The sequence below is a fragment of the Burkholderia perseverans genome, from assembly GCF_022870505.1.
Taxonomy (GTDB): domain Bacteria; phylum Pseudomonadota; class Gammaproteobacteria; order Burkholderiales; family Burkholderiaceae; genus Burkholderia; species Burkholderia plantarii.
Genome location: NZ_CP045093.1, coordinates 357,691 through 381,528 on the forward strand (window position 1 = coordinate 357,691; position 23,838 = coordinate 381,528).

General features: G+C 67.8%; 22 protein-coding genes. 14 read left to right on the forward strand and 8 right to left on the reverse strand.

Going from position 1 to position 23,838, the window contains the following annotated elements; translation table 11 throughout:
* Positions 1-11: 11 nt before the first annotated feature.
* Positions 12-1,028, forward strand: coding sequence for a homoserine dehydrogenase (locus tag BpN12_RS01525; protein ID WP_246793527.1), 1,017 nt, complete (start codon positions 12-14; stop codon positions 1,026-1,028).
* Positions 1,029-1,117: 89 nt separating this feature from the next.
* Here BpN12_RS01525 and BpN12_RS01530 read toward each other — a convergent pair whose 3' ends face one another.
* Positions 1,118-2,242, reverse strand: coding sequence for an aromatic ring-hydroxylating oxygenase subunit alpha (locus BpN12_RS01530; RefSeq protein WP_246793528.1), 1,125 nt, complete (start codon positions 2,240-2,242; stop codon positions 1,118-1,120).
* A gap of 344 nt (positions 2,243-2,586) precedes the next feature.
* Positions 2,587-3,543, reverse strand: a complete 957-nt coding sequence (locus BpN12_RS01535; protein WP_246793529.1) for a LysR family transcriptional regulator — start codon at positions 3,541-3,543, stop codon at positions 2,587-2,589.
* A 100-nt stretch (positions 3,544-3,643) separates the two neighbouring features.
* Here BpN12_RS01535 and BpN12_RS01540 point away from each other — a divergent pair, with 100 nt between their 5' ends.
* A complete protein-coding gene (locus BpN12_RS01540) occupies positions 3,644-4,648 on the forward strand; it encodes a zinc-dependent alcohol dehydrogenase family protein (RefSeq protein WP_246793530.1) in 1,005 nt (334 codons plus the stop codon).
* Positions 4,649-4,909: 261 nt separating this feature from the next.
* Here the strand turns inward: BpN12_RS01540 and BpN12_RS01545 are convergent, their stop codons facing one another.
* Both BpN12_RS01545 and BpN12_RS01550 read right to left on the reverse strand, forming a co-directional pair.
* Positions 4,910-6,286, reverse strand: coding sequence for an MFS transporter (locus BpN12_RS01545; RefSeq protein ID WP_246793531.1), 1,377 nt, complete (start codon positions 6,284-6,286; stop codon positions 4,910-4,912).
* A gap of 172 nt (positions 6,287-6,458) precedes the next feature.
* On the reverse strand, positions 6,459-7,400 hold the full coding sequence (locus tag BpN12_RS01550; protein WP_246793532.1) for a 2-hydroxyacid dehydrogenase: 942 nt from the start codon (positions 7,398-7,400) through the stop codon (positions 6,459-6,461).
* A gap of 143 nt (positions 7,401-7,543) precedes the next feature.
* On the opposite strand from BpN12_RS01550, the gene BpN12_RS01555 reads away from it, so the two are divergent.
* On the forward strand, positions 7,544-8,449 hold the full coding sequence (locus tag BpN12_RS01555; protein WP_246793533.1) for a LysR family transcriptional regulator: 906 nt from the start codon (positions 7,544-7,546) through the stop codon (positions 8,447-8,449).
* 22 nt (positions 8,450-8,471) lie between these two features.
* Here the strand turns inward: BpN12_RS01555 and BpN12_RS01560 are convergent, their stop codons facing one another.
* On the reverse strand, positions 8,472-9,674 hold the full coding sequence (locus BpN12_RS01560) for a Fic family protein (RefSeq protein WP_246793534.1): 1,203 nt from the start codon (positions 9,672-9,674) through the stop codon (positions 8,472-8,474).
* Positions 9,675-9,959: 285 nt separating this feature from the next.
* Here BpN12_RS01560 and BpN12_RS01565 point away from each other — a divergent pair, with 285 nt between their 5' ends.
* Positions 9,960-10,529, forward strand: a complete 570-nt coding sequence (locus tag BpN12_RS01565) for a YdgA family protein (protein WP_246793535.1) — start codon at positions 9,960-9,962, stop codon at positions 10,527-10,529.
* A 160-nt stretch (positions 10,530-10,689) separates the two neighbouring features.
* Here BpN12_RS01565 and BpN12_RS01570 read toward each other — a convergent pair whose 3' ends face one another.
* Positions 10,690-12,096, reverse strand: coding sequence for an aminotransferase-like domain-containing protein (locus BpN12_RS01570; protein ID WP_246793536.1), 1,407 nt, complete (start codon positions 12,094-12,096; stop codon positions 10,690-10,692).
* Between the two features lie 178 nt (positions 12,097-12,274).
* Here BpN12_RS01570 and cyoA point away from each other — a divergent pair, with 178 nt between their 5' ends.
* From cyoA to BpN12_RS01615, 9 genes are all read left to right on the forward strand, one after another.
* Complete coding sequence (gene cyoA, locus BpN12_RS01575; protein ID WP_246793537.1) at positions 12,275-13,339, forward strand: ubiquinol oxidase subunit II; 1,065 nt, start codon at positions 12,275-12,277, stop codon at positions 13,337-13,339.
* A gap of 5 nt (positions 13,340-13,344) precedes the next feature.
* Positions 13,345-15,354, forward strand: a complete 2,010-nt coding sequence (gene cyoB / locus BpN12_RS01580) for a cytochrome o ubiquinol oxidase subunit I (protein ID WP_246793538.1) — start codon at positions 13,345-13,347, stop codon at positions 15,352-15,354.
* A complete protein-coding gene (cyoC, locus tag BpN12_RS01585) occupies positions 15,351-15,983 on the forward strand; it encodes a cytochrome o ubiquinol oxidase subunit III (protein ID WP_246793539.1) in 633 nt (210 codons plus the stop codon). Before cyoB ends, cyoC begins: the two co-directional genes overlap by 4 nt.
* Positions 15,980-16,366, forward strand: coding sequence for a cytochrome o ubiquinol oxidase subunit IV (cyoD, locus tag BpN12_RS01590; protein ID WP_246793540.1), 387 nt, complete (start codon positions 15,980-15,982; stop codon positions 16,364-16,366). Before cyoC ends, cyoD begins: the two co-directional genes overlap by 4 nt.
* 158 nt (positions 16,367-16,524) lie before the next feature.
* Positions 16,525-17,415, forward strand: coding sequence for a LysR family transcriptional regulator (locus BpN12_RS01595; protein ID WP_246793541.1), 891 nt, complete (start codon positions 16,525-16,527; stop codon positions 17,413-17,415).
* A gap of 64 nt (positions 17,416-17,479) precedes the next feature.
* On the forward strand, positions 17,480-17,689 hold the full coding sequence (locus BpN12_RS01600) for a hypothetical protein (protein ID WP_425306277.1): 210 nt from the start codon (positions 17,480-17,482) through the stop codon (positions 17,687-17,689).
* A gap of 286 nt (positions 17,690-17,975) precedes the next feature.
* Positions 17,976-18,959: a DUF1852 domain-containing protein gene (locus BpN12_RS01605; protein ID WP_246793542.1), complete on the forward strand. Its 984-nt coding sequence runs from the start codon at positions 17,976-17,978 to the stop codon at positions 18,957-18,959.
* Positions 18,960-18,986: 27 nt separating this feature from the next.
* On the forward strand, positions 18,987-20,015 hold the full coding sequence (locus tag BpN12_RS01610; RefSeq protein ID WP_246793543.1) for a methionine synthase: 1,029 nt from the start codon (positions 18,987-18,989) through the stop codon (positions 20,013-20,015).
* Positions 20,016-20,065: 50 nt separating this feature from the next.
* A complete protein-coding gene (locus BpN12_RS01615) occupies positions 20,066-20,575 on the forward strand; it encodes a flavin reductase family protein (protein ID WP_246793544.1) in 510 nt (169 codons plus the stop codon).
* 23 nt (positions 20,576-20,598) lie between these two features.
* Here the strand turns inward: BpN12_RS01615 and BpN12_RS01620 are convergent, their stop codons facing one another.
* Together BpN12_RS01620 and BpN12_RS01625 are read right to left on the reverse strand one after the other, a co-directional pair.
* Positions 20,599-21,501 carry a hypothetical protein gene (locus BpN12_RS01620; protein WP_246793545.1) on the reverse strand — a complete coding sequence of 301 codons (903 nt, stop codon included), beginning with the start codon at positions 21,499-21,501 and terminating at the stop codon, positions 20,599-20,601.
* A 58-nt stretch (positions 21,502-21,559) separates the two neighbouring features.
* Entirely contained in the window at positions 21,560-22,951 is a 1,392-nt protein-coding gene (locus BpN12_RS01625) for an aminotransferase-like domain-containing protein (protein WP_246793546.1), read from the reverse strand.
* A 390-nt stretch (positions 22,952-23,341) separates the two neighbouring features.
* Between BpN12_RS01625 and BpN12_RS01630 the strand changes: the two genes are divergently transcribed.
* Positions 23,342-23,824 carry an MSMEG_0572/Sll0783 family nitrogen starvation response protein gene (locus BpN12_RS01630; protein ID WP_042627072.1) on the forward strand — a complete coding sequence of 161 codons (483 nt, stop codon included), beginning with the start codon at positions 23,342-23,344 and terminating at the stop codon, positions 23,822-23,824.
* Positions 23,825-23,838: the final 14 nt, after the last annotated feature.

The window sequence follows — 23,838 nt, forward strand, 5'->3', positions numbered from 1 at the left end:
CGGGAGCCGTCATGAGCCGCTGCAACGTCGCCATCTCGGGGTTCGGCGCGATCGGCCGGAGGGTTGCGCAGCTGCTCGAGGCGCGCCGGCCGCGCTATCGCGAGCACTACGGCGTGGACGTGCGGCTGACCGGCATCAGCCGGTCGCGCGGCGGCCTCGTCGCGCCGGACGGGCTGCCCGCCGGCACCGATGCGCTCGCGGCCGACGTGGCGCTCGACCCGGCGCTGGCCGGCGCCGCGTTCGTGGCCGCCGCGCGCCCGCGGGTGCTGATCGAGGCGGGGCCGACCGACTATCGCACGGGCGGCGCGGGCCTCGGCTATCTGCGCGCCGCGCTCGGCGCCGGCATCCATGGCGTCGCGATCTCGAAGGGCGCGCTGGTGGTCGATTATCCGGGGCTGCGCGCGCTGGCCGACGCGAACGGCGTGGCGCTGAAGATCAGCGGCGCGACCGCGGCCGCGCTGCCCACCATCGACCTGCTCGACTACAACGCGGCCGGCTGCGAGGTGCGCGTGATGGAGGGCATCTTCACGGCCACCACCAACTACGTGCTCGACCGGATGACGGGCGGCGCCGGGTTCGCCGAGGCGCTCGCCGACGCGCAGCGGCTCGGCATGGCCGAGCCCGACCCGAGCTTCGACGTCGACGGCTCCGACACCGCCTGCAAGGTCTGCATTCTCGCGAACGCCGGTTTCGGCGCGCGGCTCGCGCTCGATGCGATCGCGCGCGAGGGGATCGAGCGCGTGAGCGGCGAGGATCTGGCGCGCTGGCGCGCGGCCGGCCTGGTGCCGAAGCTGGTCGGCCGCATCGAGCGGCAGGCCGACGGCAGCGTCGGCGCGGCGGTGCAGCTGCGCACCTACGCGGCCGATCATCCGTTCGCGCGGGTGGGCGCCGGCATGAAGGCGGTGCGGATCGAAACCGATGCGATGGGCGAACTGATCGCGATCGGTCGCACCAGCCCGCAGGCGACGGCCGCCGCCGCGCTGAAGGACTTCGAGCATCTGCTGATGCGCGGCGCGTTCGCGGCCTGAAAGAGCGGAAAGCGGAGCGCGGAGACAGCGCGGGCGCGACCGGAGTCGCGCCCGCTGCTCATGGAAGAGGGAAGCGAGCGCGGCCCGCCTCAGGCGGCCGGCCGCGGTTCGGCGCCGAGATTGAGGATCGGGATCACGGTGCGCGCGCCGTTGGTGCGCAGCACGTCGCGCAGGTCGTTGATGACGGGGAACACCTCGTGGTTCCAGTCCTCGCCCTGCATGTCGTGCGCTTCCTGCTCGCGCTCGACGATCCAGCGGTCTTCCTTGAAGATCCGCTCGGTGAACCACACCAGCAGCGGCCAGGCCATCTCGAGCGCGAACGGGAACGACGGCTTGCGGATCGACAGCATGCCGAACGTGCGGTTGGTGCGCTGCTGCCTGTCGAGCGGCACGTAGACGATCCACAGGTCCATCACCAGCGTGCCTTCGCTGGAGAGGATCTTCAGCGTCTGGTACGGGTATTCGGTGCGGATCGTCATCACGCTCTTGTCGCTCTGATCCTGCGGCTTCTTGCTCGCACCGAACACGAGCGCCTCGCCGATCGGCTGCTTGCCCTCGGCGCGCGAGAACGTGTAGTCCACTTCCACCCAGCCGTCGCCGCGCCGGCGGCCCAGCGAGCGCGCCTTCATCTGCCCCATCTCGCGGCGATGCAGGAACTGGTGGTTCATGTCCATCAGGTTCTCGTGCATGAACGAGTAATGGCACTTCACCGGGCGGCCGAAACGGCGTGTCTTGTACTTCGGATCGGACACGGTGGGCAGCGCCGGCAGCGGCTTTTCGTCGGCCAGCGCCGGATCGCCGGTGAACACGAAGATCAGGCCCTGCACCTCGCGGCACGGATACGAGCGCACGCCGTTGGGCAGCCGCTCCTTGCCAAGATAGGGCACGTCCACGCACTTGCCGCTGCAGTCGTAGGTCCAGCCGTGGTAGCCGCAGCGCAGTGCGTCGCCGTCCACTACGCCGGCATGCAGTGGCACCTGGCGGTGCGCGCAGCGGTCCTCGAGCGCAAATACCGTGCCCGACTCGCCGCGGAACAGCACGATCGGATCGCCGGCGAAATGCACGCCGAGCGTCTTGCCGCGCTTCAGTTCGCGCGACCAGGCGAGCGGGTACCAGAAATCGGGGTGAATGGGCACGCGGCGCAGATCGCGCACTGGCGTGGTGGCGGTCGGTTCAATCACGTCGTCGGGTTGCGACAAGGGCACTGCGTGCATGCGGGGCATCTCCTGGCATTACGGGTGCTTCGACCCACGCGGCGAAGCGCGAAGGGAGGATCTGGCGCAGTTTACGCGAAGTGGCCGCCGTGCGGCGAGCCTTGTTAAGTGACGATGACAAACCTCAAGGCGAAAGCAGCCGATCGCGGGTATAGGCGGCACGCGATCGGCAAGGATTGCCGGGTGGGCGTCCCGGGGTGGCGCCGCCGTGATCGCGGCCGGTATTTTTACCGCCGGCGCCGCTGCCGGAACGGTCCGCGGCGGCGTTCCGGCCTCGTGGCCGCTTTGCCCGGCACCTGCATGCGGGCGGCCGTGGCGTGCTCGCCGACGCTCGTCATCCGGCGTCAGGCCGAGCCCGCTCGCGTATCCGGTGCGCCCGGCGACTCGCCGGTTTGCCTGGCCCACGGCGGATGCGCGAATTCCTCCGCTACCCAGTCGATGAACGCGCGCACCTTCGCCGGCGTGAAGTGGGCCGACGCGCGGATCACATGCATCGTTTCGTCACCGGCCACTTCCCATCCGGGCAATACCTCGACGAGGCGTTGCTCGCGCAAAGCGTTCGCGACGATCCAGTCGGCGCAATAGGCCACGCCGGTTCCCTGCAACGCGGCGTGCATCAACGCATCGATATCGTCGGTGGCGAGCCGCGGACGGGTGCGCACGGCGTGGCGCTGTCCGTGCCGCGAAAGATGCCAGACCGGATGCGAGGCCATCGGCGTGAACCCGATGCATGCGTGCTGAACCAGATCCCGCGGATGACGGATGGGCGGATGCGTGTCGAGATAGGCGGGCGATGCACACAGCAGCCGGCGCATCGTCCGCACGTGCCGCGCGACGAGCCGGTTGTCTTCCAGCCGCCCGATGCGCACGCCGGCGTCGAAGCGCTCCGCGATCAGGTCGACAAAGCGGTCGGTGAATACGGCTTCCACTTCCAGCGCCGGATAACGGGCGAGAAACGAGGGCAGCCGGGGCGCGATCCAGCGCCGGCCAAAACCGGCCGGCAGGCTCAGGCGCAGCAATCCGATCGGCGACGCGCTCAACGAGCGCGCTTCTTCCTCGCCGCCGCGGATCAACTGCATGGCTTCCTGCACGCGTTCGCGCAGGCGCGCGCCGGCCTCCGTGGCGGACAGGCGGCGCGTCGTCCGTTCGACCAGCCGGGTGCCGAGCCGTGTTTCCAGCGCCTTCAGGCGTCGCGAGATGACCGAGCTGTCGCGCCCGAGCTGCCGTGCCGCGGCCGTGAAACTGCCGGTCTCGAGCACGGCGAGCAACGCGCCGATTTCGTCCGCTTCCACGCTGTTCATTCATGCACTCCACGCAAGGATGTCGTGTTTTCCGGATCGATTATAGAGATTGGCGTCGGCTAGCATGGGCTGGTCGACAACCATGACGGAGTGACGGACGATGCGCGCTTTCCAGTTGATACCCGGAGACACCTGGCAACTCCTTCCAGGCGAGATGCCCACGCCCCGGCCGGCGGCGGACGAAGTCCTGATCCGGCTGCATGCCGCCGGACTGAATTATCTGGACCTGATGGTGGCGCGAGGGCGGCTGGGCGACCCGTCGGCGCCGTTCGTCCCCGGCACGGACGGCGCCGGCGAGATCGCTGAAATCGGGGAGCGCGTGCGTGGCTGGGCGATCGGGGACCGCGTGATCGCCGGGTCGATGGTCGACTGGCCGGCGGGTTTGCCTACCGAAGCGAACACGCGGCGCATTCGCGGCGTCACCATGCCGGGCTCGCTCGCCGACTATGCGGTCGTTCCGGCCAGCGCGCTGGTGCGCATTCCCGACGGCATGCCGTACACGCGGGCGGTCACGTTGCCGATCGCGGCCACCACCGCCTGGAACGCCATCGTGAAAAGCCGGATCGGGCCGGCGTCGACGGTGGCGCTGCTGGGCACGGGAGGGGTGAGCCTGTTTGCCCTGCAGTTCGCGAAAGCCGCCGGTGCGCGGGTGGTGGTGTCGTCGTCGTCGGATGACAAGCTCGAACGGGCGAAACAGCTCGGCGCCGACGTGCTGATCAACTATCGCGCGCGGCCCGCCTGGGATGAAGCGCTGCTCGAGGCAACCGGCGGCCGGGGGGCGGACCTGGTCGTCGAGACGGTCGGGGGCGGCACGTTTGCACGCTCGATCAACGCGGCCGGGATCGGCGGCACGGTGTACGTGGTGGGCTTCATCGGCGGCATGGAGGTGACGATGCCGGTGCTGCCCGTGATGGTGAAGACGCTGAACATCCTGGGCAGCCAGACGGGGTCGATCAGCGATCTGGCGGGCGCCGTGCGAGCGGTCGGGCAGGCGGGCATCGAGCCGGTGGTCGACCGGGTGTTTCCGTTCGAGGCCGCGGCGGACGCCTACGCCTATCTGGCGTCGGGGGCGCACTTCGGAAAGGTGGTCGTGGGCGTGGCGTGAACGTGGTCGTCCCCGCGGCACGCGGCATCGACGCGACGCCCAGGGCCCGCGTCGGGGCGGAACGCGGTGGATCAGGCGGCAGGCCGCTGCCGATGACGACGCGGTGTTCGTCATGACCGGGCGCCAGGGCCCGGTCCGGCGCGGCGCCCCGGATGCGCGAACTCGAATCGCCGCCCGGCGTGGTGCCGCGCGGCATCCGCCGGCCGGTAAACGCAGCGGCTGACCGACCGTGGGCGTGAAGACGTGCGCCGGCGCGCGCGCTCAGCGGCCGCCCGACCCGCACGCGGCCGGGGCCGGCAGCGCCACGCGCTCGAACCTGCCGGCCAGTACGCCGTAGGCAAGGATCGCGACGATCCCGTGCGCGCCCACGAACCAGAGCGCGCGGTCGAACGAGCCGGTGGTGGCCACCACGAAGCCGATCACGAGCGGCGTGACGATCCCGGCCGTGTTGCCGATGCCGTTGAAGATGCCGCCGCTCAGGCCCGTCATGTCGCGCGGCGCGACGTCGGCCAGCACGGCCCAGCCGATCGCGCCGAGCCCCTTGCCGAAGAACGCCAGCGAGACGATCACGATCACCGCCGCATCCGAGCCGGCCCACGGCGCGAGCATCAGCGAGGTGGCGAGCACCATGCCGAGCAGGAACGGCGTCTTGCGCGCGGCCGAGGTGGATACGCCGCGGCGGATCAGGAAGTCCGACAGCATGCCGCCCAGCACGCCGCCGCTGAAGCCGCAGATCGCCGGCAGCGCGGCCACGAAGCCGACCGTCATGATGTTCATGCCGCGCGCCTTGACGAGGTAGATCGGGAACCAGGTGATGAAGAAGTAGGTGAGCGCGGTGATGCAGTACTGGCCGATATAGACGGCCCACAGCGTGCGGCTCGTGAACAGCGCGCCGATCTCGCGCGAGGTGAAGCGGCGGCGGGGGCCGGCCTTCGCGTCGTCGAGGCCGACCAGCGCACCGTTCGCGGCGATGTGCTCGAATTCGGCGCGGCTCATGCGCGGATGCGAGGCCGGATCGCGCAGCACGGCGAACCAGAGCACCGCCATCGCCAGCCCCAGCGCGCCCATGAAGAAGAACACGTGGTGCCAGCCGAGCCGGTGGGTCAGCCACGCCATCAGCGGCGTGAAGATCACCACGGCCAGATACTGCGCCGAATTGAACAGCGCGCTCGCGGTGCCGCGTTCGTTGGTGGGGAACCAGGTCGCGACGATCCGCGCGTTGCCGGGGAACGCCGGCGATTCGACCAGGCCCAGCATGAAGCGCATCACGAACAGAGCGGCGGTGGCGCCGGCCGCGCTGCCGATCAGCGAGACGGTGCCCTGCGAGATCGTGAACAGCGACCACAGCACGATGCTCGCGCCGTAGACGCGGCGCGCGCCGTAGCGGTCGAGCAGCCAGCCGCCCGGGATCTGGCCGATCGCGTAGGCCCAGCCGAACGCCGAGAACACCACGCCGAGCGCGGCCGGCGTGAGGCCGAGGTCCTTCGACACGAAGGTGCCGGCGATCGACAGCGTGGCGCGGTCGGCGTAGTTGAGCACGGTAACCGAGAAGATCAGCGCGAGGATCCAGTAGCGGAAATGGCCGATCCGGCCGCTCGCGACGGCGCCGTTCGAACGCGTGATGTCGATGCTTTTCATGTGTCTCCTCCCATGCGATACGGGATGGTTCTGGTTCTGTCGGCATCGCGCGGGCGGGGTGCGCGAGGTCCGGTGCTGCCGGGTGTTGCTCGATGCGATGCGGTGAAGCGGGGCGGTGAAGCGGGGCGGGCCGCCGGTGGCGAGTTGCCGCCCGGAACCGCCGCCCGCCGCGTCAGGGCGTGACGCTGGTGGCCGGGCGCTGCCCCGCGAAGCTGGCCGCGAGGCTGTCGAGCACGATCGCGCCCATCGCCTCGCGCGTCTGCACCGTCGCGCTCGCGCGGTGCGGCTGCAGCACCACGTTCGGCAGGGCGAACAGTTCGGGCGGCACGTTCGGCTCGTCCACGAACACGTCGAGCCCGGCGCCCGCGATGCGGCGCTCGATCAGCGCGCGCACCAGCGCCGGCTCGTCGACGAGCTTGCCGCGCGCCACGTTGATCAGGTAGCCGTCGGGGCCGAGCGCGTCGAGCACCGTCGCGTCGATGATGCGTTCGGCGTTGTCGGCCGACGCGGCCAGCACCAGCGCGTCGCTGTCGGCGGCGAGCTGCGCGAGGTCGGCGACGAAGCGGTGCGGCACGCCGTCGAGTTCGCGCAGGTCGGTATAGGCGATCGGGCAGCCGAACGCGGCGGCGCGCGCGGCGATCGCGCGGCCCACGCGGCCGAGCCCGACGATGCCGATCCGCATTCCGCTGAACTTGCGCGCGAGCGGCAGCGCGGCGGCCTTGCCCCATTGGCCCGCGCGCACCTGCGCGTCGCCGTGGCAGAGCCCGCGGCAGACCGACAGCAGCAGGCCGATCGCGAGATCGGCGACGTCGTCGGTCAGCACGCCGGGCGTGGTCGAGACATGCAGGCCGCGGTCGCGCGCGTAGGCGAGATCGACGGCGTCGGTGCCGATGCCGTTGATCGCGACGATCTTCAGGTTCGGCAGCTGGTCCATCACCGCGTTGCGGATGCCGGACGCGCCGCCCGTGACCACCCCGCCGATGCGCGCGCCGATCTCGCGCAGGTGGGCGGCCGGATCGGCCTGCTCGTAGTGGCGGTGCAGCGTGTAGCGCTCGGCGAGCTGGCGGTCCAGCGACGGCAGGACGGGGTTGATCAGCAGGATGTCGGACGGCATGCGGTGTGGGATCTCGAACGATGAATCGGTGGTGCGCCGGCAAGGCCCGCCGCGCGGGCCCGGCGACCGGGTGCGAACGAGTATAGGCAGGCGATCGATCGAGGTCTAAGCTATATTCCGCATCGATCAATACAAAAACTGGAATGATGGTCGAACTCAATCATCTGCGTTGTTTCGTGGCCGTGGCCGAGGAACTGCATTTCGGCCGGGCCGCCGCGCGCCTGTTCATGACGCAGCCGCCGCTGAGCCGGCAGATCCAGCTGCTGGAGGATTCGCTCGGGCTGCTGCTGTTCGAGCGCAACAGCCGCAGCGTGAAGCTGACCGACGCCGGGCGCGCCTATTACGACGACGCGCGGCGCATCCTGCGGCTGACCGACGAGGCCGCCGACGCGGCGCGGCGCGTGGCGCGCGGCGATGCCGGGCAGGTCACGGTCGGCTTTACCGCGGTGGCCGGCTACCGGCTCGTGCCCGAGCTGCTCGCGGCCGCGCGCGAGCAATTGCCGGGGATCCGGCTGGTGCTGAAGGAGATGGTGTCGGTGGCGCAGCTCGATGCGCTGAAGACGCGCGCGCTCGACATCGGCATCCTGCGCGCGCAGGCGGCGGATCCGGCGATCGGCGTCGCGCGGCTCGCGCGCGAGCCGCTGCTGGCGGTGGTGCCGGCCGCGAATCCGCTGGCCGCGCGCACGGCGATCGCCGCGGCGGACCTGCACGGCGTGCCGTTCGTGATGTATTCGGCCGATGGCGGCCGGTATTTCCACGATCGCATCGTCGCGCTGCTGACGGCGGCCGGCGTCCACGTCGACGCCGTGCAGCAGCTCGACCAGACCCATACCGTGGTGACGCTGGTGCGCGCCGGGATCGGTCTGGCGATCGTGCCGGCCTCGGCCCGCGAACTCGGGATCCGCGACGTGGTGTTCCGGCCGCTATGGACGCCCGAGGCGGTCGCCGATCTCGATCTCGGCTGGCGCGTGGAGCGTAATAGTCCGGCGGTGGAGCGGTTCCGGGCGTTTGCGCTGGCTTATGTCGGGGGGAGCGGGCGCGCGGCGTGAACGCATGACGCCCGGCACCGGATCAGTCCGGATCGACTTCGGGCCAGAGTTTCGGGAAAACGAAGCGCAGGCTTTTCAGCGGCAGATTGAACGCGAGTTCGTCGCGATGGGAGGCTGCTTTCAGGATGCCGAAGTCGAGCAGGCTGCGGATGATGCGGCGGCTCGTGCTGTCGCTTTCACCGAGCATCCGGATAAAGTCGGCACGCGGCAGCGAACGGCGCAGCGCGATGAATTCGAGCGGAATGGCCGTGAGTGCCGGCTTGACCACGGATTTTTCCGAGCCGGTTCGCCATGGATTGGCCTCGAGATAAAGCAGCAGGTCTTTCAGGCGCTGCGCGACGCCGTCGAAATCGACCATCTTCAGCATGAAGTTGACCTGGTCCAGACAGCAATCGAGGAAATAGTCGATGAACCGGACCAGGGCTTCCTGGGAAAGATTGCCCCGTCCGTCCAGATCGCTCCGGCGCGTCATGTCGGCATCGGCGAGCCGCGTGTCATAGGCCTCGTGGGTGCGGGCAAAGCCGCGCAGCGGCGACCAGAGGCCATTGGTCAAGCCGGCCGCGCGAAGGGCGAGATGCGAATGCAGGCGGCAGACGCGGCCGTTGCCGTCGATAAACGGATGAATCCAGGCCAGCCGATGGTGGACGCAGGCGATGGCGATCAATTGGTATTCGCGCGCCCGAATCGGCCGATAGCGCGCCTCCCATGCCGCCAGCAGCGGTTCGATCATGGCAAGCTCGGGCGCCTTGTGTCGCCCGACGATCACCTCCTTGTCGCGTAGCGCGCCCGGGATGATCGGGTCCCCTTCCGGCGTGAACCGGAGCGCTTCGGGCATCGCCGCAAAAAAACGGGCATGGATTTCCCGGACCCGGGCCGGCTCGAACAGATCGGATACCGATGCATCGCGCCACTCCGCTTCCAGCTCCGCTTCGGCCGCGATGTGAGCGATCGCCATGCGCTGTTTTCGATACTCGTCCACATCGGGCGAATACTGCTTGTGAAGCGCCGCCTCGATCAGCGCCGGTGTCGTGTGCTGCCCTTCGATCCGGTTCGTGTAGTACGAATTCATGCTGCGCAACTGCGGCACGAGCGCGGCGGCCAACGGGGTGCCATCGACCTTCAACAGCAGTTGGGCCTTGTCGATCAGCGCGGCGGCCCGCTCGATCGAGCCCTCCAGGACGCGCTCCTCGGGGAATAGCGGTTGAAATGTGGCGATGCTGGTCATGGCGAGCCTTGGAGGCCGGAATGGGCGGTTGCCTGGAGGGTTCGGTGGATGCGAAATTGTAGCGTAACTAATTGTGGTTAATGGTTTTTTCTGAAATTGTGGAGAGTGGCTTGGGCGGTTGATTGGAGGCCTCCGTGGTGCGCTGTGGAGCGCATTGCCAGGAAAGCGGCGGTTCGAGCCGGCGAGCTCCGTTTTTAAGCCTCGTTTAAGCCTCGTCGCCGAACATTTCCGCGCGACATTTTCGCCGCCCGTCCCGACGAGCGATAACGACAGGAGAAGAAACCGATGCGACTTCATGCAGCGATCATCGCCGGCGCGTTCGTGCTGGCGCCGGTCCTCGCGATGGCGTCCGATCCGGTATTCGTGCAGGTCGACGGCCAGCCCGTCGCCGCGCACGAAACGTCCCGGATCGTGCAGACCGCCGCCGGTCCGGCCCATGTGAAGACCTGGAGCTGGCAAAGCCCCGACGGCGGTGCCAGCTTCGTGATGCAGACCAGCAGCAGCGGCGGCGCCGCGCCCGCGGCGCCGTCGATGTCCCCCGCGATGATGCGGCAGATGCAGGCGCGCATGCAGTCGCAGATGCGTGCCCAGATGGCCGAGATGGCCACGCTGCAGGCGCGCATGCAAGTGCAGATGCAGGCGCTCCAGCAGGCCGCGTTCGGCGGCATGCCCGGCTTCGCCGGCGGCCCATTCGACGCGATGTTCGTCGGCCCGCCGGTGGTGGTGATGCAGGCGCCGCGCCCGGTGCTGTACCTCGTGCCGGTCGCGCCGCCCGCCCGCGCCGCGGCGCCGGCCCGCACGCCGGCACCGGTGCCGGTCGCGCCGGCCACGCGCAATCCCGGCGTGGAGATCTGAGCGAACGCCGGCTTCGGGCCTCACGGATCGTGCTTCCGGGCGCGGCCGGCGAGACCCGAAGCCGGGCCGTCGCATCGAACCCCGGCCGCCCCGGCGGCCGTCCTTCCCGCCCTCCCTGTATTTCCCCGCCTTCCCCCCGCGTTTCCCCTTCGCCGCTCCCTCAGACGATCATCCCGCGCCCGCTCGACACGTCGCTCGCCAGCAGCACCGACAGCCGCCTGAGCGCCGCGTGCAGCTGCGTGCGATCGGGCGTCGCGCCGAGCGAGATGCGGATCGCGCCCGGCGCCTGCCCGCCGAGATGGAACGCCGTGGACGGCGCCACGGCCAGCCCCTCGGCGCCGGCCGCGGCCGCCAGTTCGCCGGGCGCCCAGTAGCTCGGCAGCGGATACCAGAGATGGATGCCGGCGCCGTCGCCGGCCACCGCGCCGAGCACCTGCGCGGCGGCGCGCTGCCGCTCGCGCGCCTCCACGCGCACGCCGTCGAGCAGCTGCGCGGCCGAGCCGTCGTTGATCCATTGCGTGACGAGCGAGTTCGTCAGCGGCGGCGACATCAGCGAGAACGAGCGCAGCGCGATCAGGAACGCGTCGCGTGAGGGCTCGTCGGGCAGCGCGACGAACGCGGTGCGCAGCCCCGGCGACAGGCATTTCGACAGCGTCGACAGATACGCCACCTGGGCCGGCGCGATGCGCGCGAGCGGCGGCGGCGCGTCGGGCGCGAACAGCCAGTACGGATCGTCCTCGACGATGGGCAGCCGATGCCGCAGCGCCACCTTCAGCAGTTCCTGCCGGCGCGGCGCGGGCATGGTGGTGGCGGTGGGATTCTGCAGCGTCGGGTTCAGGTAGATCAGCCGGATGCCGCTGCCTCCGGCGCCGGCCGGCTCGCGGCAGGCCGCGTCGAGCGCGTCGGGCCGCATGCCGTGCGCGTCGGTCTCGATCGGCCGCGCGATGCGGCCGAGCTGGCCGGCCGCGAGCGGCAGCCCCGGATAGACGAGCGGCTCGCAGGCGATGGTGTCGCCGGGCCTCGTCATCGCGACGATCAGCGCGGCCAGCGCCGCCTGCGCGCCGGGGCTCACCGCCACGCGCGAGCGCGGCACCTCGCCGAGCATCGGCCGCAGCCAGCCGGCCGCGGTGGTGCGGTCGGCCTCGCTGCCGCCGCCCACGTGGTAGGTCATCAGCAGGTCGATGTCGCTGCGCAGCAGCACTTGCGACATGCCGCGTCGCAGCAGCTGCTCGAGATCGACACCGGCCGGCGGCGGCGGGATGTTCATGCTGAGGTCGACGCGCTGCGCGAGTTCGGCCTTCGGCGCGGCGACGAACGTGCCGAGCGGCCCGCGCGCCTCCAGCAGATGCCGCTGGCGTGCCTCGTTGAAGCCGCGCGTGACGGTGGTCAGGTCCACCCCGAGCCGCTGCGCGAGCTGCCGCTGCGGCGGCACGCGATCGCCGGGCTGCAGGCGCCCGTCGGCGATCGCGCGCTCGATGAAGCTGGCGATCTGCAGATAGCGCGGCCCTCGGCCCTCGGCCAGTGCGTCATTCCATACATCGATGGCACCGGAAAGTTTTTGCGTCATTCTGTCGCGGTATGTATGTGCAATGTCTTACTCTACCATCCGACATCGAAGCGCGTAAATCCATACATATTCTGTTTTGTATGCACGGCCAGCCGGCCGCGCGTTCCGGGGGCCGGCGTGGACGGGCAGCGATGCGAGTGGACGGATTTGCGCGTATGGCCACCACGGACATCCCCCCATGCGCACTCCCTCTTTTCGAAGCCGGCCCGATGTCGAATCGGGTCCACCGCATTCCCCGTCGTCGCTTTCCTCCTCATCCCCGGGCCCGCGTTCGCTGGCGCATCGCGCGGCGTCGGCCGCGCGCCTGCTGCCGGTGAGCGCGCTGCTGCTGCTCGGCGGCTGCAACGCCGTGCTGCTGGACCCGAAGGGCAACATCGGCGTGCAGGAAAAGAACCTGATCCTGATCGCGCTCGGCCTGATGCTGCTGGTCGTGATCCCGGTGATCGCGCTGACGCTGTGGTTCGCGTGGCGCTACCGCGCCGGCAACACGCGCGCGACCTACGCGCCGCGCTGGTCGCATTCGACCGCGATCGAGGTGGTGGTGTGGTCGATCCCGTGTGTGATCGTGATCATTCTCGGCGTGCTGATCTGGCGTACCACGCTGAGCCTCGATCCGTACCGGCCGATCGAATCCGGCGAGAAGCCGGTGCGCGTGGAAGTGATCGCGCTGAACTGGAAGTGGCTGTTCATCTATCCGGACTACGGCGTCGCCTCGGTCAACGAACTCGCGGTGCCGGTCGGCACGCCGGTCGATTTCAAGCTGACGGCCGAATCGCTGATGAACTCGTTCTTCATCCCGCAGCTCGGCAGCCAGGTCTACGCGATGCCGAGCATGCAGACGCGCCTGCACCTGATCGCCGACGAGCCGGGCACCTATCTCGGCCAGTCCTCGGCGTTCAGCGGCCCGGGCTTCTCGGACATGCACTTCCAGACCTACGCGACGAGCCGCGGCGAGTTCGACGCCTGGATCGCGCGCGCCCGCAAGGCGAGCGTCACGCTCGACGCGGCCGCCTACGCGCGCCTCGCGCAGCCCAGCGAGAAGAACGCGCCGACGCTCTACGCGAGCGTGGTGCCGAACCTGTTCGACAACGTGCTCGAAACCGCGATGCGCGCCGGCTCGGCGAACCCGAGCTGCACGCCGAGTTCGCCGGGCGTGGTGTCGTCGACGCTCTCGCCGGCGCGCCTGGCCTCGGTTTCCCTTTCTTCCGGCGGCGCCGACGCGCCCAATTCCGCTACCCGGTAAACATCATGTTTGGAAAGCTCACTCTCGATGCCATACCCTGGCACGAACCCATCATCATGGGCACGCTCGCCGTGGTGCTCGTGCTTGGCGCGGCCCTGCTCGGCGCGATCACCTACGCGGGGAAATGGCCGTACCTGTGGCGTGAATGGTTCACCTCGGTCGACCACAAGAAGATCGGCGTGATGTACATCGCGCTCGCGATCGTGATGCTGCTGCGCGGCTTCGCCGACGCGATCATGATGCGCGCGCAGCAGGCCATCGCCAACAACGACGCGGCCGGCTACCTGCCGCCGCATCACTACGACCAGATCTTCACGGCGCACGGCGTGATCATGATCTTCTTCGTGGCGACGCCGCTGATCCTCGGGCTGATGAACGTGGTGGTGCCGCTGCAGATCGGCGCGCGCGACGTGGCCTATCCGTTCCTGAACTCGCTGAGCTTCTGGCTCGCCGTGGTGGGCGCGATGCTGGTGATGGTGTCGATGTTCGTCGGCGATTTCGCGGCGACCGGCTGGGTGGCCTATCCGCCGCTCTCCGAGCTTGGCTACAGTCCGACCGTGGGGGTGGATTACTACATCTGGTCCCTGCAGATATCGGGCCTCGGCACCACGCTCACCGGCATCAACTTCATCGTGACGATCCTGCGCATGCGCGCGCCGACGCAGAAGCTGATGCAGATGCCGGTGTTCGTCTGGACCGCGCTGATCACCAACATCCTGATCGTCGCCGTGTTCCCGGTGCTGACGGGCACGCTCGCGCTGCTGACGGCCGACCGCTACCTCGGCATGCACTTCTTCACGAACGAGCTCGGCGGCAACGCGATGATGTACATCAACCTGATCTGGGTGTGGGGCCACCCCGAGGTGTACATCCTGATCCTGCCGGCGTTCGGCGCGTTCTCGGAGATCATCGCGACGTTCTCGGGCAAGCCGCTGTTCGGCTACAAGTCGATGGTGTACGCGACCTCGTCGATCGGCATCCTGTCGTTCTTCGTCTGGCTGCACCACTTCTTCACGATGGGCTCGGGCGCGAACGTCAACGCGTTCTTCGGGATCATGACCACCATCATCTCGATCCCGACCGGCGTGAAGCTGTTCAACTGGCTGTTCACGATGTACCGCGGGCGGATCCGCTATCACAGCTCGACGCTCTGGACCATCGGCTTCATGGTGACGTTCGCCGTGGGCGGCATGACGGGCGTGCTGCTGGCCGTGCCGGGCGCCGACTTCGTGCTGCACAACAGCCTGTTCCTGGTCGCGCACTTCCATAACGTGATCATCGGCGGCGTGGTGTTCGGCTGCCTGGCCGGCATCAGCTTCTGGTTCCCGAAGGTGTTCGGCTTCACGCTCGACGAGTTCTGGGGCAAGGTCTCGTTCTGGTGCTGGTTGATCGGCTACTGGCTCGCGTTCACGCCGCTCTACATCCTCGGCTTCGAGGGCATGACGCGCCGCATGAACCACTACTCGGTGCCGTCGTGGCATCCGTGGCTGGTGGTGGCGCTGGTGGGCGCGGTGTTCGTCGGCCTCGGCATCCTCGCGATGCTGGTGCAGATCTACGTGAGCGTGCGCCGCCGCGATGCGCTGCGCGATGCCACCGGCGATCCGTGGAACGGCCGCAGCCTCGAATGGTCGACCTCGTCGCCGGCACCGTTCTACAACTTCGCGATCGTGCCGACCATCACCTCGATCGAGCAGCACTGGGAAGACAAGGAAACCGGCCGCGCCTACGTGCAGCCGACGCACTACGAAGACATCCACATGCCGCGCAACACCGCGGCCGGCGTGATCATCGCCGCGTTCGGCATGCTGCTCGGCTTCGCGTTCGTCTGGCACATGTGGCCGTTCGTGGTGATCGGGCTGCTCGGCATGGTCGGTACCTTCGTCGCCCGCAGCTACAACACCGATACCGATTACTGGGTGCCGGCCGCCGAGGTCGAGCGGATCGAAAACGCGCGCTTCGCGCAACTGCAGCGTCACGTGCCGCTCGTGCCGCTCAACGAAACCGAGGTCGCATGATGAGCGCGCAGACTATCTCGCAAACCGGCCATGACGGCCACCACGCTGCCGGCCACGGCCACGCGCATCACGACGACGGCAGCAAGACCACGCTCGGCTTCTGGATCTACCTGATGAGCGACTGCCTGATCTTCGCCACGCTGTTCGCGACGTTCGGCGTGCTCGCCAACGCCACGGCCGGCGGGCCGACCGGGCAGGGCCTGTTCGAGCTCGACTACGTGCTCGGCGAAACCATGCTGCTGCTGGTCAGCAGCTTCACGTTCGGCCTCGCGATGCTGGCGATGAACGCCGGGCGGCGCGGCGCGGTGATCCCGTGGCTGGCGGTGACCTTCGTGTTCGGCGCGGGCTTCATCGCGATGGAAGTCCACGAGTTCGCGAAGCTCGTCGCCGACGGCGCCGGGCCGCACACGAGCGCGTTCCTGTCCGCGTATTTCGGGCTGGTCGGCACGCACGGCCTGCACGTGACCTGCGGCCTGCTGTGGATCGCGGTGATGATGCATCAGGTCAGGAAGTTCGGCCTGACCGGCATGGTGCGCCGCCGTCTGGCCTGCCTCAGCATGTTCTGGCACTTCCTGGATCTGGTCTGGATCTGCGTGTTCACCTTCGTTTATCTGCGGGAGTTCGTATGAAACCCAGCTCGCATTCGCATCATTCGCCGGCGCATGCCGCGCACGACGCCTCGCACGGCACGCTGAAGAGCTACGTGATCGGCATGATCCTGTCGGTGCTGCTGACGCTGGTGTCGTTCGGCGCGGTGATGACCGACGTCGTGCCGCGCCGCTTCGGGCTGGCCGCGATCACGGTGGCCTGCGTCGCGCAGCTGATCGTGCAGCTGATCTACTTCCTGCACATCGGCTCGGCGCGCAGCCAGCGCGCGAACACCGGCATCTTCCTCTGCACGGGCTTCCTGATCGCCGTGATCGTCGGGCTGTCGCTGTGGGTGATCCATAACGCCAACGTCAACATGATGCCGACGCACATCACGGTCGAGCGGGCGCTGGCGAAGGATTGAGGACGGCGTTGCCGGGGCGCTTCGGCCCGGCATGAAGGAAAGCGGCGCGGCGCCTGGATGGGGCCGCGCCGTTTTTTTGCATGGACGGATCGCAAGCGGCACGACCGATGAAGTAAGATCGGCTTATCTCGAAACTCCATGAATTTCACTCATTTTCCATGCTTGATCGTATTCATCTGGCCATCGTGCAGGAAGTGGAGAAGCAGGGTTCGCTGACTGCGGCCGCGGGCGTCCTGCACGTGACGCAATCGGCGCTGAGCCACAGCATGAAGAAGCTGGAGCAGCAGCTCGGCACCGACATCTGGCTGCGCGAAGGCCGCAGCCTGCGCCTGACCCAGGCCGGCCAATATCTGCTGGCGGTGGCCAACCGCGTGCTGCCGCAACTGAATCTGGCCGAGGAACGCCTGCAGCAGTTCGCTCAGGGCGAGCGAGGCGCGCTGCGCATCGGCATGGAATGCCATCCGTGTTACCAGTGGCTGCTGAAGGTCGTGTCGCCATATCTGGCCGCATGGCCGGACGTGGATGTCGACGTCAAGCAGAAATTCCAGTTCGGCGGCATCGGCGCGCTGTTCGGCTACGAGATCGACCTGCTGGTCACGCCCGATCCGCTCGACAAGCCGGGCCTCGTGTTCGAACCGGTGTTCGACTACGAGCAGGTGCTGGTGGTGGCCGGCAACCACCGGCTGGCCAAGGAGGAATACATCACGCCCAAACAGCTGACCAACGAGATCCTGGTGACCTACCCGGTGCCGGTCGATCGCCTGGATATCTACAGCCTGTTTCTCGCGCCGGCCGGCATCACGCCGAAGCGCCACAAGGCGATCGAGACCACCGACATCATGCTGCAGATGGTGGCCAGCGGCCGTGGCGTGGCCGCGCTGCCGCGCTGGCTGGTGCTGGAATACGCGGACGCGATGGACGTGGTGCCGGTGCGGCTCGGCAAGCACGGGATCGCCAAGCACATCTTTCTGGGGACGCGCGAGGCGGACGTGGGCATCGATTACCTGCGCGCCTTCATCGAACAGGCGAAACACGCCGAAGTGGCCTGAGCCGTCGCGGAGAACCTACAACAGGTCAACGGCCGCGGCGCGCGCGGCCTCGCATGATCCCGGCATGCCGTATCGGGAATACAACCGGCGAAAAGGCGGCCGCTCGGCGCGCATGATCGAGGCCGGCAAGCGCGAAAACTTCTACCGGCAGGCCTATTGCGGCGGCGTCCACTCGCCGCGCGATGCCAATCGACATCGGCAGGAAAGCGGCCGCGAGCGCGTTCAGCCCGGCGTGAAGTTCCACGGCGACGACGACTCCGCGATCGAATCCTGATCCTGCCGCCCGTGCCGGGATCGCCCGGCGAAACGGCCTGAAAATGCTGCGCTCGCGGCCGGAAAGGTCGCGCCACGAGCCCCCTCGATACACTCGATACACATGAACGTGGCTAATGGTTTTATGAGATAAATTCACTTTTTTTCATGGATCGCCGGCCATAGAATTTGACCCGAATGCCGATGCTGCGCACCTTTCCGAGGACAAACCGGAAAGCAAATTCGGCGCATATTGAACGTCAAGGATGAACGCCGGTTCATCCCGGGAATCAGGGTTGCGGATCCACATGAGCAAAGATTTCACCTTTACCATCAAGCGTATCGGCTTCGATGAAGACTATCGTCCGTCGGACAGCACGCGCATCACGACCAACTTTGCCAACCTGGCCAGGGGAGCGAGCCGTCAGGCGAACCTGCGCAACACGTTCAAGATGATCGACAACCGTTTCAATGCCCTCGCGCATTGGGATAATCCGGCAGGCGATCGCTACAGCGTCAAGCTGGACATCATTTCCGTCGAAATGAATATCGACGGAGAAAGCAGCCGCGCCGGCCTGCCCCTGATCGAAATCCTGAAGACGAGCATCGTCGATCGCAAGACCAACGAGTGCATCGAAGGCATCGTCGGGAACAACTTCTCGTCCTACGTGCGGGACTATGACTTCAGCGTCCTGCTGCTGGAGCACACGAAGCATCAGCCCGGATTCAGCACGCCGGAGAATTTCGGCGACCTGCACGGCAAGCTGTTCAAGTGCTTCGTGAATTCGAGCGCCTACAAGGCCAACTTCAAGAAGCCGCCCGTGATCTGCCTGAGCGTGTCGAGCAGCAAGACCTATCGCCGGACCGCGAACCAGCATCCGGTGCTGGGCATCGAATACCAGCAGGACGAATATTCGCTGACCGACGAATACTTCCGGAAAATGGGCCTGAAGGTGCGCTACTTCATGCCGCCGAACAGCGTTGCGCCGCTGGCGTTTTATTTCTCCGGCGACCTGCTCGGCGACTACAGCGATCTCGAGCTGATCGGCACCATCAGCACGATGGACACGTTCCAGAAAATCTACCGGCCCGAGATCTACAACGCGAATTCCGCGGCCGGGACGTCCTACCAGCCGAGCCTGAAGCACGAGGATTTCTCGTTGACCCGCATCGTTTACGACCGGGAAGAACGCAGCCGGCTGGCTGTCGAGCAGGGCAGGTTTGCCGAGGAGCATTTCATCAAGCCGCACCGGGCGGTTCTCGAGCAGTGGTCCGCCAACTTCGCACTTTGATCCATCAGAAACACAAGGCCATCCAACGTGAAAAAATTGTTGCCCACCTCGACCGCCGGCAGTCTGCCCAAACCCTCCTGGCTTGCCCAACCGGAGACCCTCTGGTCGCCGTGGAAACTGCAGGACGAGGGGCTGGCCGAGGGCAAGCAGGATGCGTTGCGTCTGTCGTTGCAAGAGCAACAACATGCCGGGATCGATATCGTCAGCGACGGCGAGCAGACGCGTCAGCATTTCGTGACGACGTTCATCGAGCACCTGGACGGCGTCGATTTCCAGAACCGCAAGACCGTCCGGATTCGCGATCGCTATGACGCGAGCGTGCCGACCGTGGTCGGCGACGTGGCCCGGCAAAGGCCGGTGTTCGTCGAGGACGCCAAGTTCCTGCGCCGGCAGACGAAGCAGCCGATCAAGTGGGCGCTGCCCGGCCCCATGACGATGATCGACACGCTGTACGACGATCACTACAAGAGCCGCGAAAAGCTGGCCTGGGAGTTCGCGAAGATCCTGAATCAGGAAGCGCGGGAACTGGAGGCCGCCGGCGTCGACATCATTCAATTCGACGAGCCCGCGTTCAACGTGTTCTTCGACGAAGTGAACGAGTGGGGCGTGGCCACGCTGGAGCGCGCGATCGAAGGCCTCAAGTGCGAGACGGCCGTGCATATCTGCTACGGCTACGGCATCAAGGCCAATACGGACTGGAAGAAGACGCTCGGGTCCGAGTGGCGGCAATACGAGGAAGCCTTCCCGAAGCTGCAGCAGTCGAGCATCGGCATGGTTTCGCTGGAGTGCCATAACTCGCACGTGCCGATGGAACTGATCGAACTGATCCGCGGCAAGAAGGTGATGGTGGGCGCCATCGACGTGGCCAGCAACACCGTCGAAACGCCTGAGGAAGTCGCCGGCACCTTGCGCAAGGCGCTGCAGTTCGTGGATGCCGACAAGCTCTATCCGTGCACCAACTGCGGCATGGCTCCGCTGTCGCGTGCCGTGGCGCGAGGCAAGCTGGAAGCGTTGAGCGCGGGCGCGGAAATCATCCGGCGGGAACTCGCGAACTGACAAGCCTTCGTCGCTTCCGATCGAACCGCCCCGGGCATTGCGCATCCACCATGTCACTTTCCAGCACCGCCATCGAGCCATTGCGCTTTCGCGAAGCGCTCGGGCATTACGCATCCGCCATCACGGTGATTGCCTCGCAGGTCGATGGCGAGCCGGTCGGCTTCACGTGCCAGTCGTTCCACAGCGTATCGATGAGCCCGCCGCTGGTGTCGTTCAGCGTGATGTCCAGCTCGGGCAGCTACCCGGGCATTCGCCGGGCGGGCCGGTTCGTCGTCAATATCCTGTCGGACGAGCAGGTCGCGATTTCCGACCAGTTCGCCCGACGCGGCACCGACAAATGGCACGGCATCGAGTGGCGGGCATCGCCGCTCGGTAACCCGATCATTGCCGGCAGCCTGCACTGGCTCGATTGCGAAATCCATGCCGAACACGTGGCCGGGGATCACCTGATCGTGATCGGCGAAGTGAAGGCGCTGGACCTGCAAGACGCGGTGGCCACGCAGCCGCTGCTGTATTTCAAGGGGCAATATTGCAACATCGCCGCGCATGACGCGGCGTGAGCGTCGTTACCCACTGCCCGCCGTCACAGGTTGCCGCTCAGACAGCCGACGTCGTAACCGAGCATGAACAGCGAGGCCTCGAACGCATGCTGCCGCGAATGCGGCTGATGTCGAAGCAGTTCGGGCGTGCGTTCCAGCACGGCCTCGATGATCCAGCCGAGCCGCAGCTTGGCGCTCGCCCACGTCCGCGCGATGCCCGAACTGTTGTAGCGCATGAGGGTCCGCGTCGACACCATGGCCCGCGGATTCAACGCCACCACCTTGCGGCGCGCTTCGTTGGCCATGGTCGGGAACAGCAGTTCGTCGGGAATCGTCTTCCATTGCGGCTTGCGCTGCAGCCGGAAGATCTCCACCAGCGACGCGATCGCGGCGGCCACGCGTGAGTCGTAGATCGGCAGGCCGTCGCCGGACGCGAGCGCGTGAACCTTGGTCAGCATCGAATTCATCGCCTCGACGCAGCCGAGCTGGTCGAGCCCGCCCGTGCCGAGGTTGAACGCGGCGCGCGTCGTGTCGAGATAGGTCACGAGGCGTCGCGCCGCGAACTGCTGCTCGATGAATGGCCGCGCGCCCTTGTTCGGATCGCGCTCGCCGCCCCACCGGAACACCATCCCGCAGGCATGCCGCGCGCCGTCGGCGGAGCCGGCCGCGAGCGCGTCCCGCAGGCTGCGGCCCAGGCGGTCGAGGCTGCGCGCCGTGCTGTCCCAGTGCAGCGACTCGACCGTCTCGCCGTTGGTGTCGATCCAGCTGGCGCGCCACGCGTAGGTGTCGAGGATCGCATCGAGGCCGCGCACGGTCCCGATGATGGCGCGCGGGACATAGGCGGAGCGGCCGATGTTCAGATCGGCGACGACGGTGGCGGAAAACGACGAGAGCCATTCGACGAAGCCGTCGACGTCGGGTTGGACCAGAAATTGTTCGCGATTCATGAGCGTGCGGTAAGCGGCGCCCGTGAATCGGGCGCCGCGCGCATTGTGCCCGACTTCCTCAGATCGCCGCCGTCACCAGATGATGCGGGTCGCCCAGCGCATCGGCCACGAGCCGCAGCGCCTCGCGGCAATCCTCGGGCGTTTGCGGGCCGCCCAGGCAGATCCGCATCGCGTTGGGCGGATTGCCGTCGGTGGAGAACGCGGCGCCCGCCACCGCCGCCACGCCGCGATTGCGCAGCTGCTGCGCGAGATCGGGCGCATAGCGATGGCAGTCGGCCGGAATCGGCAGCCACAGATGAAAGCCGTCAGGATGCGCGTCGAACGGCCAGTCGCGCAGCACCTGCGCGGCGATCGCGAGGCGCGTGTGGCCCTCGGCGCGGATCGCCTCGAGCATCGCGGCGGCGGTGCCGTCGTGGACCCACTGCGTCGCCAGCAGCATCGTGTACGGGCTCGGCATCACGGTGGTCGCGCGCAGCGCGCCGGCGATGCGCTGGGCCTGCCGCGCCGACGGCGCGAGCAAGTAGGCGATCCGCAGCCCCGCGCCGAAGTTCTTCGACATCCCCGTCACGTAGTGGGTCAGTTCCGGCGCCAGCAGCGCGAGCGGCGGCGGCGCGCTGTGCGGCAGCATCGCGTAGGCGTCGTCCTCGATGATCGGCACGCTGTAGCGCAGCGCGACGTCGGCCAGCGCCTCGCGGCGCCGGTATGGAATCGTCAGCGTGCTGGGGTTCTGCAAGGTCGGGTTGCAATAGAACGCGGCCGGCTTGTGGCTCTTGCAGAGCGATTCGAACGCGTGCGGCAGCGGGCCGTCCTCGTCGCGCGGCAGCGGCTGCAGGCGCGCGCCGAGCTGCGAGGCGATCGCCTTGATGCCGGGATAGGCGAGCGCGTCCACGCACAGCATTTCGCCGGGCCGCACCAGCAGCGAGACGAGCGCCACCAGCGCGCTGTGGATGCCGGGGCAGACCAGCACCGCCTCGCCGTTGCAGCCGGGCAGCCGCCGGCCGAGCCACAGGCGCCCGGCCGCGCGATCGGCCGGCGCGCCGCCGAAATCCTGATAGCGCAGCAGCTGATACGGATCGGCATGCGCATGCAGCGCGGCGGCCGAGTCGGCGAGCCGCGCGGCCATCACGGCCGGCTCGGGCGGCATGTTCATCGACATCTCCACGCTGCCGCCGCCCGACAGCGGCAGCGTCTGCGTCGGCCCGCGCACGAACGTGCCGCTGCCGGCGCGGCTGTCCAGCAGCCCGCGCTTGCGTGCCTCGGCATAGGCGCGCGCCACGGTGGTGTAGTTCAGCCGCAGCGCGTCGGCCAGGTCGCGCAGGCCGGGCATGCGGTCGCGCGGCTTGAGCCGGCCCACCGCCAGATCCTCCTCGATCAGGTCCGGAATCAGCAGGTAGGCGGGCTTGCGGCTCTCGGCGAGGCGCCGGGTCCAGTGGGCGAGCGAGTGTTCCATCGAAGCATCCTTGAGATCCGGGGCGATTCCTGTCGACTCGCCTCGATTCACGTTAACACGCGAACCCGTGCGAAAAAAAACTGGATCGGATACCGAAGCGAAAATGATTGCATTGATCGGGTGACAGATCGTTTTGATGCATGGACGCACAGCCGGCGCGCATCGCGCTGCGCCAGCACGGTGCGCGGCGCGCCAGACGGCGGGGCGCCGGCACCGGCGCGGCGCCGGTTCGCGGGCGGCGGGAACGACCATTTCGATATCGCACGGGCGCAATGATCGGAGGGTGATCGCATCGGCGCGCGCCTTGGCGGCATGGCTGTTGCGTGAAGCGAGGCGTCCGGGCGGCGCTCGCCCGGCGCACCGATCCCCCAACGAATCAAGGAGAACACGATGCCCGCCGTCAATCACCCGCAGCACCAGAAAGGCGACGTACTGGTCGACTACGAAGAGAAGGTATTCGAGGACGTGAAGGCGGAGCCGGGCGAGAAGGCGCTGGTCACGTTCCACACGGTCGCGTTCGAAGGCTCGATCGGCTTCGTGAACCTGCTGCAGGCCACGCGCCTGCAGCGCAAGGGCTTCGAGACCTCGGTGCTGCTCTACGGTCCGGGCGTGACGCTGGGCCTGCAGCGCGGCTTCCCGACGCTCGGCGACGAGGCGTTTCCGGGCCATCTGAACTTCAACAAGCAGCTGGTGAAGTTCATGGAGGAAGGCGGCAAGGTCTACGCGTGCCGCTTCGCGCTGCAGGCGCTGTACGGCCACGGCGAGGCCTCGCTGATCGAGGGCATCCGCCCGATCAACCCGCTCGACGTGCTCGACCTCCAGCTGCTGCACCGGAAGGACGACGCGCTGATCATCCACACCTGGACCGTCTGAGCACGCCGCGGGGG

Bases quoted from the DNA above. Each gene is read 5' to 3' on its own strand.
- BpN12_RS01595 (WP_246793541.1), top strand. From the start codon at position 16,525: ATGCTTGATCGTATTCATCTGGCCATCGTGCAGGAAGTGGAGAAGCAG.
- cyoA (WP_246793537.1), top strand. From the start codon at position 12,275: ATGCGCACTCCCTCTTTTCGAAGCCGGCCCGATGTCGAATCGGGTCCA.
- BpN12_RS01535 (WP_246793529.1), bottom strand. From the start codon at position 3,543: ATGAACAGCGTGGAAGCGGACGAAATCGGCGCGTTGCTCGCCGTGCTC.
- BpN12_RS01550 (WP_246793532.1), bottom strand. From the start codon at position 7,400: ATGCCGTCCGACATCCTGCTGATCAACCCCGTCCTGCCGTCGCTGGAC.
- BpN12_RS01555 (WP_246793533.1), top strand. From the start codon at position 7,544: ATGATGGTCGAACTCAATCATCTGCGTTGTTTCGTGGCCGTGGCCGAG.
- BpN12_RS01605 (WP_246793542.1), top strand. From the start codon at position 17,976: ATGAGCAAAGATTTCACCTTTACCATCAAGCGTATCGGCTTCGATGAA.
- BpN12_RS01600 (WP_425306277.1), top strand. From the start codon at position 17,480: ATGCCGTATCGGGAATACAACCGGCGAAAAGGCGGCCGCTCGGCGCGC.
- cyoB (WP_246793538.1), top strand. From the start codon at position 13,345: ATGTTTGGAAAGCTCACTCTCGATGCCATACCCTGGCACGAACCCATC.
- BpN12_RS01615 (WP_246793544.1), top strand. From the start codon at position 20,066: ATGTCACTTTCCAGCACCGCCATCGAGCCATTGCGCTTTCGCGAAGCG.
- BpN12_RS01620 (WP_246793545.1), bottom strand. From the start codon at position 21,501: ATGAATCGCGAACAATTTCTGGTCCAACCCGACGTCGACGGCTTCGTC.
- BpN12_RS01560 (WP_246793534.1), bottom strand. From the start codon at position 9,674: ATGACCAGCATCGCCACATTTCAACCGCTATTCCCCGAGGAGCGCGTC.
- BpN12_RS01565 (WP_246793535.1), top strand. From the start codon at position 9,960: ATGCGACTTCATGCAGCGATCATCGCCGGCGCGTTCGTGCTGGCGCCG.
- cyoC (WP_246793539.1), top strand. From the start codon at position 15,351: ATGATGAGCGCGCAGACTATCTCGCAAACCGGCCATGACGGCCACCAC.
- cyoD (WP_246793540.1), top strand. From the start codon at position 15,980: ATGAAACCCAGCTCGCATTCGCATCATTCGCCGGCGCATGCCGCGCAC.
- BpN12_RS01545 (WP_246793531.1), bottom strand. From the start codon at position 6,286: ATGAAAAGCATCGACATCACGCGTTCGAACGGCGCCGTCGCGAGCGGC.
- BpN12_RS01630 (WP_042627072.1), top strand. From the start codon at position 23,342: ATGCCCGCCGTCAATCACCCGCAGCACCAGAAAGGCGACGTACTGGTC.
- BpN12_RS01540 (WP_246793530.1), top strand. From the start codon at position 3,644: ATGCGCGCTTTCCAGTTGATACCCGGAGACACCTGGCAACTCCTTCCA.
- BpN12_RS01625 (WP_246793546.1), bottom strand. From the start codon at position 22,951: ATGGAACACTCGCTCGCCCACTGGACCCGGCGCCTCGCCGAGAGCCGC.
- BpN12_RS01530 (WP_246793528.1), bottom strand. From the start codon at position 2,242: ATGCACGCAGTGCCCTTGTCGCAACCCGACGACGTGATTGAACCGACC.
- BpN12_RS01525 (WP_246793527.1), top strand. From the start codon at position 12: ATGAGCCGCTGCAACGTCGCCATCTCGGGGTTCGGCGCGATCGGCCGG.
- BpN12_RS01570 (WP_246793536.1), bottom strand. From the start codon at position 12,096: ATGACGCAAAAACTTTCCGGTGCCATCGATGTATGGAATGACGCACTG.